Raw genomic sequence first — 13,061 nt, 5'->3', positions numbered from 1 at the left:
TTAAAATAAGGAGAGTTGTGATTTGTTTTCCGTGTGTGCAGTCTGTGACACATTCTTCTTGCTCCCTCTTCGTTTTACTACACCAAAGGGAGAGCGTTTGGTGCTTTTTAATAAGGAGCTATCTCTTAAACCTTCTAGTGCCCATCGTCCAATTTGTTCATGTATGATATGTTCTAACATCCTGGTTAATTTTGTATTATATCCAAAAATATGGAATATATCCTAAATATGGAAATATTCCATAATATATTTTGGAAATATGCCATATTGTGTATCTTTGGGATGTTTAGAACAGGAAGCGTGGTTTTCTGTAGTATAAATAACGCAACACTGAAAATAGTATTCTATCACTTAAATAAGAACTATATGGAAAATGAACTGACCATAAAAAGGTTTACAGAAGTAAGAAGGGACCTAGGCTATACCCAGGCAGACTTTGCTGCTATACTTGGTATTTCAAATACCACTGCAGACATTGAAAGAGGTAGAACAAAACTTTCCGGTAAAATAGTGGTAGAGTTGCTTAAGCAATTCAAAATAAATCCTCTCTGGCTATTCGGTGATAGTAATAATAAATACTTAAACTCCACAGGAAATAGTGTAATCCCTAAAGTGGTTACAGTAGATTCTTCCGATAACGACAATATGGTTCTTGTAAATGCCAAAGCGGCTGCAGGTTATCCACAAAATATTCAAGATACAAGTTGGTATAAACAATTGCCAGCCTTTGATATTCCCATACCAGAATTCCGTAACGCCTCTTATAGAGGTTTCCAGATTGAAGGGGATAGTATGTTGCCTAATTTGCATCCAGGCGAATGGGTATTGGCAAGAGCCGTTGAAAGCTTAGACGAATTAAGTTTAAATAAAATGTATGTAGTTGTTTTACACGACGCAGTCTTAGTTAAGAAAGTAGAAAGACATCCAAATAACGAGAAGTTAATCCTTATTTCCTTAAACGAGATTTATCCTCCTTACGAAATAAAAATAGAGGACATTCAGGAAATCTGGCAGGTGAGTAGCAAAATTACTTTTAGTGTAGATGCAACTACTGAAAAAGGACTTTTAAAACAACTACAAGAGTCTATGGAAGAATTAAAGAATCAATTAAAAACTTCTTAGTAACCAACAGCAGTATCGTCACCCCTTTTATCTGCGCCCCCTTCTAGACTTCCATTGACTAAGACTTTAATCGCATCAACTTTTCCCAAAATAGGCGTGGGGTCTGTATTGATTTTATAGCCGACACTTTTAAGACCATCTTTTAAATCTTCTGAAAACCCCTCTGTTTCAAAAATTATATAATCTGGCTTCCATTGATGATGCAATCGCGGTGCATTAACTGCCTCCTGCATGCTCAGGTCAAATTCATAAACGTTCATAATGGTTTGGGCCACCGCCGTGATTATGGTTGAACCCCCGGGGGAGCCTACCACCATATAGAGTTGGTCATCTTTTTCAACAATGGTGGGGGTCATAGAACTTAACATCCGCTTTCCCGGAGCAATACTATTGGCTTCTGCCCCAGTAAGGCCAAACATATTTGGCGCCCCAGGTTTTGCGCTAAAATCGTCCATTTCATTATTTAGGAAAAAACCTAATTCATCGCAGTAGATTTTAGAACCATAAGCTCCATTTAAAGTGGTGGTGACCGATACCGCATTTCCTTCTTTATCTACTATGCTGTAATGGGTTGTTTCTTGGCTTTCCATTATTTTAATTTGCCCATGCCCGATGTCCGATGAAGAAGTAGCTTTATCGAAACTAAAGTTATCCATTCGGTTTTCAACATACGACTTAGTTAGTAAAACGTCTAATGGAATATCTACAAAATCCGGATCTCCCAAAAAGTAATTTCTATCGGCATATGCCCGTCTGGCTGCCTCTGTAAAGAGTTGTACATATTTCTGCGAATTATGACCATAGTCCGACAGTTTATAGGGTTCCATCATTTTAAACATTTGATACAAAGTAACCCCTCCACTACTAGGTGGGCTCATGGATATCAGCTTTAGATCTTTGTAATTAAAAACTACCGGTTGGCGCCAGGCAGCATTATAGCTTAAAAGGTCTTTTTTTGTAATTATTCCACCTTTATCCTGAATAAAATCCACTAATTTATCTGCTACCGGTCCTTCGTAAAATCCACCAAGACCTTCTTTGGATATCTGTTTTAGAGTTTCTGCCAAGGCCTGATACCTCAATGTATCTCCTTCAATACATTGGTTGTAAAAATGTGTCTGCTCCCCAGTTTCTCTCAAAATTGCTTCTCTGTATTTTTCGAGTCTCAGCGCTTGTTTTTTAGTGACAACAACTCCTGTTTCAGCCAATTCGATAATCGGGGCAATTATCTCCTTAATAGGAAGACTTCCAAATGCCCTGTGCGTCTCAAAAACCCCTGCTATGGTACCAGGAACTCCTATTGATAACCCTCCATAAATACTTTTACCAGGGATGACATTCCCCAGACTGTCTAAGTACATATCTCGCTTAGCTGCAATAGGGGCTTTCTCTCTGTAATCCAGAGCACCTATACTCCCGTCATTTTTTCGGTATACCATAAATCCGCCTCCACCTAAATTCCCTGCAAAAGGATAAGCAACTGCCAGGGCTAATTCTGTGGCTACCATAGCATCGAAAGCATTACCTCCCTGTTTTAGGATTTCTAATCCAATTTTAGATGCTTCTTCTCGCGCAGAAACAACCATAGCATTTTTGCTTACGACTCCGGTTGGTTGTATTTTCTTTTGTCCGCAACTAATAAAAAGGACAAGTGAACCCAGGATAAATACTATTCGCATAATGAAATAAATTTTTGTTTGGAAAAAATAATTAATTCTTCAAAAAAGGAGGTGAATTCAGCCTCAAAATCGGAATAAAACTCTTGTAACTCATTTATAGATAAATTCATTTTACTTCTATTTTTGGTTCTCCTATTCATTCCATCTAACACTCTTGAAATTCCATCTAAGCTTGCATAACTAAGCAACCAATTATCATGAATTAAGTAAGGCATCATTTTTAAGGTGTTTTCGGGTAAAATTTCGGAATTACTTTCCAATACGCCATAAAAATTATCTGCAAAACGCGACAAGCTGGTTTTGGAATATATCTCCCAATTTTTGGCTAAAAAATGATCGTAAAAAATATCTACAATCACTCGGCTATAATGCCCGTATTTTTCATGAAGTCTTTTACTGCTTTTTCTAGGGGTAGGATGGGCATCCGTAAAGGTATCTATATCTCTATGTAATAAAATTCCTTTTTGCACTTTTGGTGGAAGATGATGGTATTTGTTTCCTTTAATACTATCCGCAATAAAGTTTCCGATACTAATTTCATCGTCGTCAAAAGACAAATAGATATGTGCTAAAAAATTCATGCGTAGCGAATATAACTTTCAAATGGGAATTTACCAATATCCTTTCTTGTAGAATCATTTGTACCTGTATATTTGTATCGAAAACAGCTAAAACATGACTTTAATAAAATCTATTTCTGGAATTCGTGGAACTATTGGGGGAGTAACGAATGATAATCTTACTCCATTAGATACGGTGAAATTTGCTGCGGCCTACGGCGTGTGGTTGCAAGAATATGCAAAAAAAGACAAGCTAAAAGTGGTGGTAGGAAGAGATGCCCGCCTATCTGGGGAAATGATTCAGAACTTAGTAATGTCTACCCTGATTGGCCTAGGAATAGAGGTTGTGAATTTAGGTTTGTCAACTACACCAACGGTGGAAATAGCGGTTCCACTGGAAGAGGCAGATGGCGGTATTATATTAACGGCCAGCCATAACCCTAAACAATGGAATGCTCTAAAACTTTTGAATGAGAAAGGGGAGTTTTTAAATGCCAAGGAGGGAGCACTTATTCTTAAAATAGCAGAAGAAGAGAGATTTAATTTTGCTGAAATTGATGATTTGGGAATAATTACCGAGAACGATGCTTACATAGATATTCATATAGATCATGTGTTAAGCCTTCCTCTTATTAATGCGGAAACTGTAAAGAAGGCTAATTTTAAAGTAGTAGTAGATGGTGTTAATTCTACCGGTGGTATAGCTATACCAAAACTACTGGAAGAATTTGGAGTGGAAGTAGTTAAACTTTACTGCGAACCTACCGGACATTTCCCCCATAATCCTGAACCGCTAAAAGAGCATCTGGGAGCTATCTGTGAGAAAGTGGTGAAAGAAAATGCAGATTTTGGTATTGTGGTAGACCCGGATGTAGACCGGTTAGCCTTTATTTGTAATGACGGTTCTATGTTTGGAGAAGAATACACCCTAGTGGCCTGTGCGGACTATGTATTGGGTAAAACACCCGGAAATACCGTTTCAAACTTGTCTTCCTCAAGGGCATTGAGAGATATAACCGAAAAACATGGAGGCACTTATAAAGCCGCTGCTGTTGGGGAAGTGAATGTTGTCATAGAGATGAAAAAGACCAAGGCGATAATAGGAGGAGAAGGTAATGGCGGAATTATATATCCGGAAAGTCATTATGGGAGAGATTCTTTGGTAGGTACAGCACTTTTTTTAATGCTCATGGCCGAAAGAGGCGGAAGTGTTTTAGAGCTGAGAAATAGTTACCCCAGCTATTTTATGAGTAAAAAGAAAATAGAACTTACTCCCGAGTTAGACGTAGATGCAATTTTAGAAAAAATGGCCATTAAGTATAGCCAAGAACAAGTATCTACGATAGACGGGGTTAAAGTAGACTTTAAAGCCAACTGGGTACATCTGAGAAAATCGAACACCGAACCTATAATCCGAGTATATACGGAGGCCGAAACTCAAAAAGAGGCCGATACGTTGGCGGATAAAATAATGGAGGAAATAAGAGAGGTAAGTGGAATTTAAGAATGTGGATAGATTCAGTTATTGGAATGTTTTAGGAGCCTTATCTCTATGTTTCCATCTTTTATGTGTCCATAAATAATACTGGGGATTCTCACGTATCTCTTCTTCTGAGAGACGTAAAAAGGTTTCCGTTATTTCATTTTCAGTTGTTAGGGATCCTTCTTTGGCAATAGGGATAAACGTAGTGCAATAATGGCCTCTGCTCAATTTGGTTACTTTGGCAAAGACCACGGAATGATCAAACTTCCTTGCCAATATTTCCGGACTGTTATATACAGGAACCTTTATCCCCATAAATTCAGTCCAGTATTGGGCCCTTTCTACCTGAGGGGACTGATCACTAACGATACCATAAATACCCTTTACGCCCGACTTAAAGTTTCGCATCATGGTAATTACGGTTTCTTTTTGTGATATTGGAGTTGTATTCCAAGTGGCTCTGATTTTTTTAATCAGTCGATCAAAATAAACATTACCGATCTTTTGATAAACAGCGTACCCCTTCGATTTTACAAATCTGTTTACAATTATACTCCACTCCCAGTTTCCGTAATGTGCAAAAAGTACTAAAACACTCCTTTCTTTCTCGTATTCCAATAAAAGATCAATATTTGGTAACAAGTACTGTTTTTTGAGACTTTCTTCCTTGATGCTCATGGTTCTTATGGTCTCTAAAAACATATCGCACATATGTTTATAAAATTCTTTCCGGATTTGCTTTTTCTCTTCATCGGTCTTATCAGGAAAAGCTAAGGTTAGATTATCGAAGACTACTTTTTTTCGATATCCAATTAGATAATAAACTGCAAGAAAAATAATATCCGAAAAAAGATAGAATAGCTTATGTGGTAAGATCGAGATAAGCCATAAAAATGGATAAGCAAAAATAAATACCAGTAATTGCATTCGTTAAGAAATTAGGCAAATATAACTATATTTAACGCTTTACTAAACCATCCTTTTATGAATATGCATTTGGCCACCATTGCCGTAATAGCTACGAATGTTTTAATTTCCCTAAGGGGTTTTAATGATGTCATTTTTTTTGATAGGTATAAATTTGCCATTGGGCCAATAAAGAGTGGGCAGAGAGAAAGAATGTTTACTTCTGGTTTTCTCCATGTAGATATTTCCCATCTTTTTATGAATATGTTTACCCTATTTTTCTTTGCCGATGTAGTTATTAATTGGTTTGGCTGGGAACGTTTTCTTATTATTTATATAGTTAGTCTTCTTGCGGGTAGCCTCTTGGCACTGTTTTTTCATAAAGACGAACCCTTTTACAGTGCTGTTGGGGCAAGTGGTGCGGTTACTGGTGTTCTTTATGCGGCAATATTACTACAGCCCGATATGCGCTTGGGCATTATGTTTATTCCCATTCCAATACCTGCTTATCTTTTGGGTCTGGCTTATATGCTTTATTCTATTTATGGTATGAAAAAGCGTTTGGGTAATATTGGTCATACTGCTCACTTTGGTGGAGCAATTGGGGGTTATGTTACTACCCTCCTTTTTAAACCCAGCCTGCTTACCTCTGACCCTTTTATGGTCTTTATTTTGGCCTTACCAATTGTACTTCTATTTATACTTGAAAAGCTTGGAAAGATTTAAAATCCTGCTTATTTGTAAGTAAAAACTCTACTATATTACAGAATATTGCGTAGGATATTTGTCCTATTTTGTGCATTTCGTCGAAAATATTGCCCATTTTAAATACCTTTTTTAAAGTTTTACCGTTATTGCTATGCCCAATATTATTAAATCCTACTTATGTCTAGAAAATTATTGTTTTCCTTAGCTATTGTTGCGACCATTATAAATGGTTGTTCCGATGAAACTACAGTCTTTCAAGACGATCTTCAGGAAGATGTTGTAGTAGAGAATAACGAAGCCAAATTAGAAGGGAGTATTTCTTACAACAAATCGGGAGTGTTAGATATTTTTGAAGAAGAGGCACTTTCTAATAAACTATACCGAACTTCCAAAGATAGACCGGCAGGTGACTTTCCCTTAACCTTGGTTGCGCAAGTAAATTCGCCTACCTACCAGGGACGAGATAACCTTACCGCTTCACACGTCTATGTAGAAGGCAATTACGCCTATGTTTCTTACAATACTGCGGGAGAAGATTATTTCGGAGCCTTAGATATAATAAATATCAGCAATCCTTTTAGTCCTAGGTTAACCTCACGTCTTTTTTATTTAAATGCAGACATTAATGCGATTTATTATGAAAATGGTTATGTATATGCAGTTGGTGGAGTAGATGCAGAAACTTCCGTAACAGCTACTTCCAATAGTTTTGTAGCCAAATTATCTGCTGTAAATGGCAGGTTTGACCTTGGTTCTGGTATTAAATATGGATTTCAACAAGGTTACAATGCTAATGATGTTTTTATAGAACAAGGGAAGGTTCATGTTACTAGTGGTAAAGAAGGTTCTTTAACCGTCTATAATCAAACGGATTTAAGTATTGAAAACGAACTTCCATTTGCCGACCTAAGGTCTCTGTCTTATAATAATGGAAATATTGCTGTCTTAGATGCTGGCAAAGGTGTTTCCGTCTTGGGTCCTAATTACGAAATTATGAAGGAAATTCCGATTGGAACCGACCTTGGTAACTCAACTAAAAGAATTATTGATTTTAGTGGGGATAGAATAATTGTATCAGAAGCTGCCAAAGGTGCTGGTGTTTACAGCTATTCTTCAGGAAGCTTGTTAGAATATATTCCAATTTTAATTAATCCTGATGGCGTAGACCAAGCGGATGTAGTTACTAATGCAGTGGCAGCTAATGACGGAATCTTATTAATGGCAAATGGTGGAGCCGGCCTTTGTTTGTCGGAAGAAGGTGATATTTCGGCTACTCCGGTAGGGGTAATCGAATTAGAAGGATCAATTAATTATGTGGCTTCAAAAGGAGACTATATTTTTGCTGCATCAGGTTTGGAAGGTTTACAGATTATTAAATTAAACCGTCCGTCTGCTAGCCTGGAGACGGCCTGTGAAAACACACCTAGGTATTCTGGAAGCGCCAATTTAAATATAAGTCAGGGACAACAAGCGGCTTATAGTGGTTCAAAAAGATTCAATAATTTTACTGTAAGCGGAGAGCTTCTTCTGTGTGGTTCTTGGACGGTGCGTCAAACAGTAACCATAAAAAATAATGCTTCTTTAGCCATATCTGGTACCATGGTAATTGCTCGTAATAACAGGAGAAGAAATCTTGTCGTAAACCAAGATGCTAAGCTAACTATTGAAGGAGACGTAACTATCTATGGAGATTTAGTGTTAGACAACGGATCTACACTAGAGTTTTTAGGCACAGATTCTAAAATAAATATTTTCGGTAGGGTGATTAGAAATGGTAATGTTACTATTACTGGTGAATTTGAAGATATAAGAAATAAGTTTTAGATATAAAAAAGCCCTTGCAGAAATGCAAGGGCTTTTTTTGTTTTTAATCTTTTATCCTAATCTAATAGTTCGGCTATTTTAGTTTCTAGCGCCTGACCCCTTAAGTCTTTTGCGATTATAGTCCCGTTTTCATCCAAAATAAAAGCAGCCGGTATAGCAGTGACATTATACATAGAGGCTATCTCGTCGAAATAATCTACATTAGATACGTGATTCCATACTAGACCGTCATCAGCTATTGCTTTTTTCCAATCTTCTGCACGTCTGTCTAGAGATACTCCAATTATATTTAATCCTTTCTCATGGTATTTATTGTACACCTTAACAATATTAGGATTTTCTGCCCTACATGGTTTGCACCAGGCAGCCCAGAAATCAAGGATGGTCACTTTGCCTAAAACATCATATAATGCCAATTGGCCTCCATCCGGGGTTGGCCCTGTAAAATTAGGGGCTTTCCCACCAATTCTAGTTGTCTCACTTTTGGTTAAACGCAGTTTAATATTCTTTCCAACAGCCGATTCTTTTATTAAAGGTGTAAAACCATCATAGATTTCTTGAACCTCTGTCTCAGAAATAACTTTGGAAGTATATACCTTGTCTAAAATTAAGGCCGAAATAAGAGCATTAGGATTTTCTCTAGCATATTTTAGCTCAAAATCCCTGGACTCTTGCTGAAGTTCAAAATATTCATCACGCAGGGCATTCATGGTTACACTATCCCTGCTATTAACGGCAATGGTCATCTCTTTCGTCATAGATCTTGCCTTTCTGCCCCAGATTCTTGTCTCTGTTAAAAAATCAGAAAACATCTCATTTTGAGGTGTTCCTTTTGTAAGAGCAAATCCTAAACTATCCTTTTGAGCACTTACCTTAATACTTCCATTCTCCAATATTACTGGAATATTTCCATTTACATTTGAAATAAACAAGTAAGCTAGCTCAGGACCTTCTGCGGAACCCTTAAATATAAAGCTTCCATTATCTACAAGGGCCGTATCAATGTCTATAAGTTGGTTGTTAGCATCCGTTTTGCGTAAGAAGACCTCTGTGCCGTTTGCAACATCACCTTTTAAAGTCCCTTTGAGGCTAAATCCATCGGTGGAAGAATTACAGCCTGCAAAGGCTGTTAAAATCAGAATAATAATACTAAGTCGCTTCATCATTTTTAAATAAGTTGCGCAAATGTACCATTATATAACAGAATAAAAAAAGCTGTTGCCCTAAGGTTATGTTAAGGCATTGTCTTATGCTATAACAGACAAATTAAAACTGATATCGAAGTCCCAAAGCAATGTCAAAGTCGAAATTATCGTCGAAATCACCATAACCAACCATTCCGATTTCAGGTCTGATATCGAAGGAGAGTAGCAGGGGTATATCAAAATTATATTCTACACCAATATCACCGGCCATAAATGCAAAAAAGCCTCCCTCTGGGGTAAAAAACCCGCCATTAATTGGTATGGGCTCAAAACTGGCACTTCCTAAACCAACCCCGGCACCAAAATACCAATTGAAATTTCCTGAAATTGGTCGGACCCATTGGTAAAGACCAGAAATTTTAAAGGCATCGTATTCCCGGCTATCCCGCCAACCTAGATTAAATTCTAAGCGTGTGCTTCTTGTTATTAGCCTTTGGTAGGAGATTTCAGCACCAAATCCATCACTGTCTCCTAGTCGTAGTCCTAAGGTGTTATCGGAGATTTCTTGTGCGTTTATGCCTGTAAAGACAAAAAGATGCAGAATTAAAACAATACGTATTGGTTTCATATGTTTTGTTTTTAGATTAGGCTTAACTTTGAATAATAAAATTAGCGTTTCATAAGAAACTTGTTTTTCAGCTTAAAAATTGCGTTCCATTGGATAAAAATATTTTTAAAGACCTCAAAGATCAATTTAAAGGTGGTTTGGAGTTCGACAACATCTCAAAAGCCTTATATGCAACTGACGCTTCTGTATATAGAAAAATGCCCATTGGGGTTGCGTTTCCAAAAGATGAAGAAGATATTCAAAAATTGGTGCGCTTTTCACATAAGAATAGCATTGGCTTAATTCCGCGAACTGCAGGTACATCACTGGCTGGTCAGTGTGTAGGTGATGGCTTAGTGGTAGATGTCTCCCGTTATATGACTGAAATATTATCGTTAGACAAGGAAAAGAAAACCATCAAGGTTCAACCGGGGGTTATTAGGGATGAGCTCAACACCTATTTAGAAAGTAGTGGTTTGTTTTTTGGACCGAATACCTCGACGTCTAATCGATGTATGATTGGGGGAATGGTAGGAAATAATTCTAGTGGAACCACCTCTATTCGTTATGGGGTTACCAGAGATAAGGTATTAGAATTAAAAACTATTTTATCGGACGGTTCCCAGGTAGTTTTTAAAGCGTTGACTCCTTCGGAGTATAAAGAGAAAATGAAACTAAAGTCTCTGGAGGGAGAAATTTACAGAAATTTATATGAGGAATTGAGTAAGCCCCAGGTACAGAATGCAATAAAAGAAGGTTTTCCTAAAAGGACTATACATAGAAGAAATACCGGATATGCTGTTGATGAGTTACTTCATAGCAGCCTTTTTGATGGAGAAGAAGATCATATCAATTTGTGTAAACTACTGAGTGGTAGTGAAGGAACTCTGGCTTTTACAACAGAGATTACTTTGCAGTTAGATCCGACTCCTCCGGTCTTTTCGGCAATGGTAGTTACCCATTATAAGACTCTTGAAGATTCTCTTAAGGATGTGGTGCCAGTAATGCAGCATAACTTGCATTTATGCGAGATGATGGATAAGGTTATTTTAGATTGCACTTTAAATAATAAGGAACAGTTGGCCAATCGTTTCTTTGTTGAAGGCGACCCGGCGGCTCTATTAATGTTAGAATTAAAGGCGAGTACGGAAGACAATCTAAAGCTGCAAATCCAAGAATTGCTCCAAACTGTTGAAGATTCTGGCTTAAGTTATGCCCAACCCATACTATACGGAGACGATATTAATAAAGCTATTGTTCTGCGAAAAGCTGGTTTAGGCCTTTTGGGAAATATGGTTGGCGACAGAAAAGCTGTGGCTTGTATTGAGGATACTGCCGTTGCACTTGAAGATTTGGAAGCCTTTATAATGGAGTTTACAGAGATTATGAGGCAGTTTGGACAAGATGCTGTTTACTACGCACATGCGGGTGCCGGAGAACTTCATTTAAGGCCAATACTGAATTTAAAGCGTTCCACCGATGTGGTTCTCTTTAGGGAAATAACTACAAAAGTTGCTCATTTAACAAAGAAATATGGAGGTTCTTTTAGCGGAGAACATGGGGATGGAATAGTTAGAGCAGAGTTTATACCTCTAATGCTCGGGGAAGAGAATTATTCGCTCTTAAAAAAAGTAAAGTCTTTTTTTGACCCTCTAAACACCTTTAATCCAGGAAAAATAATTGATGCGTTTCCCATGGATAAATCTTTAAGGTATGTGGTAGATAGGAAAGAACCAGCTATAGATACACTTTTAGATTTTTCTGATAGCGAGGGTATTCTAAAAGCAGCTGAGAAATGTAATGGGAGTGGAGATTGTAGAAAGACTCATTTATCTGCAGGCGCTATGTGCCCTAGTTACCATGCCACTAAAGAAGAAAAGCATACCACCAGAGGCCGTGCCAATGTTCTCAGAGAAGTTTTAACCAATTCAAGCGAGGATAATAGATTTAATTCTGAAGAATTGAAAGAAGCCTTTTCACTATGTCTTAGTTGCAAGGCTTGCGCCAGTGAATGTCCTAGTAATGTAGATGTCGCAGCCCTAAAATCAGAATTTTTATATCAGTTTCAGGAAACTAATGGGTATTCTTTTCGCAATAAGCTTTTTGCCTATTCTACGAAGAGTAATGCTATGGCAAGCAAGTTGGCGTCTGTTTCCAATTTACTTTATAAAACAGACTTGACCGCTTCAATAATCAAGAGAATAACAGGTATTGCCTCTCGTAGATCTATCCCTTTGGTTTCATCCTTCAACTTTGATGCTTACTTACGTAAATGTCAGCGAACTAAACCTAGCAGAGAAAAGGTGGTTTTACTTATAGATGAGTTTACTCGTTATATGGACACAACTGTAGGCAAAGATGCAATTGATTTACTTGTCTTTCTGGGATATGAGATAGAGCTGGTATATTTAGAAAGTGGTCGAACCTTTATTTCTAAGGGATTTTTAAAGCAAGCGAGGGACTTGGCCAAAAAAAACATAGAAAAAATACATGCCTTTGCTGAGCAGAATATCCCTGTGCTTGGCATTGAACCCTCAGCCATATTATCCTTTAGAGATGAGTACAAAAGATTTAAGCTAGAAGAGGAAAAGGTTTATAAGATTGCAGAGGTATGCTTTTTAATAGAAGAGTTTTTTGCAACTGAGATCCGCAATGGTTCTATTGGTGCAGACTTGTTTACCGATAAGACTGCCGAAGTAAAAATACACATTCATTGCCATCAAAAGGCTTTGTCCGATTCTAAAGTAACTTTCGATATTCTAAATCTACCGTCGAACTATAAAGTTAGTATAATAAATTCTGGATGTTGCGGTATGGCTGGTTCTTTCGGATACGAAAAGGAACATTATGAAACCAGCATGAAGGTTGGAAGCCAAAGGCTGTTTCCTGCTGTTAATAAAGCGGGCAGCGAAGTAATAATTGCGGCTAATGGCACGAGTTGTCGACATCAGATTTTAGATGGTACTCAACGAAAAGCATTACACCCTATAAGTATTTTAAGAGCAGCCTTAAAGACCTGAAATAGGC

The 13,061-nt window shown here is 37.6% G+C and carries 11 protein-coding genes; 5 read left to right on the top strand and 6 right to left on the bottom strand.

What is annotated here, in order from left to right:
• The gene (locus PXG98_RS14690; RefSeq protein WP_276392301.1) at window positions 1-180 is read right to left on the bottom strand and encodes a hypothetical protein; all 180 of its coding nucleotides are present in this window, start codon (window positions 178-180) and stop codon (window positions 1-3) included.
• Window positions 181-366: 186 nt separating this feature from the next.
• Between PXG98_RS14690 and PXG98_RS14685 the strand changes: the two genes are divergently transcribed.
• The gene (locus PXG98_RS14685) at window positions 367-1,122 is read left to right on the top strand and encodes an XRE family transcriptional regulator (RefSeq protein WP_276392763.1); all 756 of its coding nucleotides are present in this window, start codon (window positions 367-369) and stop codon (window positions 1,120-1,122) included.
• Here the strand turns inward: PXG98_RS14685 and ggt are convergent.
• Together ggt and PXG98_RS14675 are read right to left on the bottom strand one after the other, a co-directional pair.
• A complete protein-coding gene (gene ggt / locus PXG98_RS14680; RefSeq protein ID WP_276392299.1) occupies window positions 1,119-2,801 on the bottom strand; it encodes a gamma-glutamyltransferase in 1,683 nt (560 codons plus the stop codon). The two genes, PXG98_RS14685 and ggt, sit on opposite strands and share 4 nt — an antisense overlap.
• Window positions 2,792-3,382, bottom strand: a complete 591-nt coding sequence (locus tag PXG98_RS14675) for an acyl carrier protein phosphodiesterase (protein ID WP_276392297.1) — start codon at window positions 3,380-3,382, stop codon at window positions 2,792-2,794. Before PXG98_RS14675 ends, ggt begins: the two co-directional genes overlap by 10 nt.
• Window positions 3,383-3,476: 94 nt before the next feature.
• Here PXG98_RS14675 and glmM point away from each other — a divergent pair, with 94 nt between their 5' ends.
• Complete coding sequence (gene glmM, locus PXG98_RS14670) at window positions 3,477-4,865, top strand: phosphoglucosamine mutase (protein WP_276392295.1); 1,389 nt, start codon at window positions 3,477-3,479, stop codon at window positions 4,863-4,865.
• A gap of 18 nt (window positions 4,866-4,883) precedes the next feature.
• Here glmM and PXG98_RS14665 read toward each other — a convergent pair whose 3' ends face one another.
• On the bottom strand, window positions 4,884-5,771 hold the full coding sequence (locus tag PXG98_RS14665) for a lysophospholipid acyltransferase family protein (protein WP_276392293.1): 888 nt from the start codon (window positions 5,769-5,771) through the stop codon (window positions 4,884-4,886).
• 57 nt (window positions 5,772-5,828) lie between these two features.
• Here PXG98_RS14665 and PXG98_RS14660 point away from each other — a divergent pair, with 57 nt between their 5' ends.
• Together PXG98_RS14660 and PXG98_RS14655 are read left to right on the top strand one after the other, a co-directional pair.
• Window positions 5,829-6,476, top strand: a complete 648-nt coding sequence (locus tag PXG98_RS14660) for a rhomboid family intramembrane serine protease (RefSeq protein WP_276392292.1) — start codon at window positions 5,829-5,831, stop codon at window positions 6,474-6,476.
• Between the two features lie 159 nt (window positions 6,477-6,635).
• Entirely contained in the window at window positions 6,636-8,282 is a 1,647-nt protein-coding gene (locus tag PXG98_RS14655; protein ID WP_276392291.1) for an LVIVD repeat-containing protein, read from the top strand.
• A 56-nt stretch (window positions 8,283-8,338) separates the two neighbouring features.
• On the opposite strand, the gene PXG98_RS14650 is transcribed toward PXG98_RS14655, so the two are convergent.
• Window positions 8,339-9,448 carry a TlpA disulfide reductase family protein gene (locus tag PXG98_RS14650; protein ID WP_276392289.1) on the bottom strand — a complete coding sequence of 370 codons (1,110 nt, stop codon included), beginning with the start codon at window positions 9,446-9,448 and terminating at the stop codon, window positions 8,339-8,341.
• 100 nt (window positions 9,449-9,548) lie between these two features.
• Window positions 9,549-10,055 (bottom strand): hypothetical protein, encoded by a 507-nt coding sequence (locus PXG98_RS14645; RefSeq protein ID WP_276392286.1) that lies wholly within the window; start codon window positions 10,053-10,055, stop codon window positions 9,549-9,551.
• 89 nt (window positions 10,056-10,144) lie between these two features.
• Here PXG98_RS14645 and PXG98_RS14640 point away from each other — a divergent pair, with 89 nt between their 5' ends.
• Window positions 10,145-13,054 carry an FAD-binding and (Fe-S)-binding domain-containing protein gene (locus PXG98_RS14640; RefSeq protein ID WP_276392284.1) on the top strand — a complete coding sequence of 970 codons (2,910 nt, stop codon included), beginning with the start codon at window positions 10,145-10,147 and terminating at the stop codon, window positions 13,052-13,054.
• The last annotated feature ends 7 nt before the right edge of the window (window positions 13,055-13,061 follow it).

Origin of the sequence: Eudoraea chungangensis, assembly GCF_029360665.1 — a bacterium.
Taxonomy (GTDB): Bacteria; Bacteroidota; Bacteroidia; order Flavobacteriales; family Flavobacteriaceae; genus Eudoraea; species Eudoraea chungangensis.
Note: the sequence above shows the minus strand (reverse complement) of the source record. Positions and strands in the feature narration are given on the sequence as shown.

What these genes read in the sequence shown, in the direction of transcription:
- PXG98_RS14690 (WP_276392301.1), bottom strand. Translation starts at nt 180, where the DNA reads ATGTTAGAACATATCATACATGAACAAATTGGACGATGGGCACTAGAA.
- PXG98_RS14685 (WP_276392763.1), top strand. Translation starts at nt 367, where the DNA reads ATGGAAAATGAACTGACCATAAAAAGGTTTACAGAAGTAAGAAGGGAC.
- ggt (WP_276392299.1), bottom strand. Translation starts at nt 2,801, where the DNA reads ATGCGAATAGTATTTATCCTGGGTTCACTTGTCCTTTTTATTAGTTGC.
- PXG98_RS14675 (WP_276392297.1), bottom strand. Translation starts at nt 3,382, where the DNA reads ATGAATTTTTTAGCACATATCTATTTGTCTTTTGACGACGATGAAATT.
- glmM (WP_276392295.1), top strand. Translation starts at nt 3,477, where the DNA reads ATGACTTTAATAAAATCTATTTCTGGAATTCGTGGAACTATTGGGGGA.
- PXG98_RS14665 (WP_276392293.1), bottom strand. Translation starts at nt 5,771, where the DNA reads ATGCAATTACTGGTATTTATTTTTGCTTATCCATTTTTATGGCTTATC.
- PXG98_RS14660 (WP_276392292.1), top strand. Translation starts at nt 5,829, where the DNA reads ATGAATATGCATTTGGCCACCATTGCCGTAATAGCTACGAATGTTTTA.
- PXG98_RS14655 (WP_276392291.1), top strand. Translation starts at nt 6,636, where the DNA reads ATGTCTAGAAAATTATTGTTTTCCTTAGCTATTGTTGCGACCATTATA.
- PXG98_RS14650 (WP_276392289.1), bottom strand. Translation starts at nt 9,448, where the DNA reads ATGATGAAGCGACTTAGTATTATTATTCTGATTTTAACAGCCTTTGCA.
- PXG98_RS14645 (WP_276392286.1), bottom strand. Translation starts at nt 10,055, where the DNA reads ATGAAACCAATACGTATTGTTTTAATTCTGCATCTTTTTGTCTTTACA.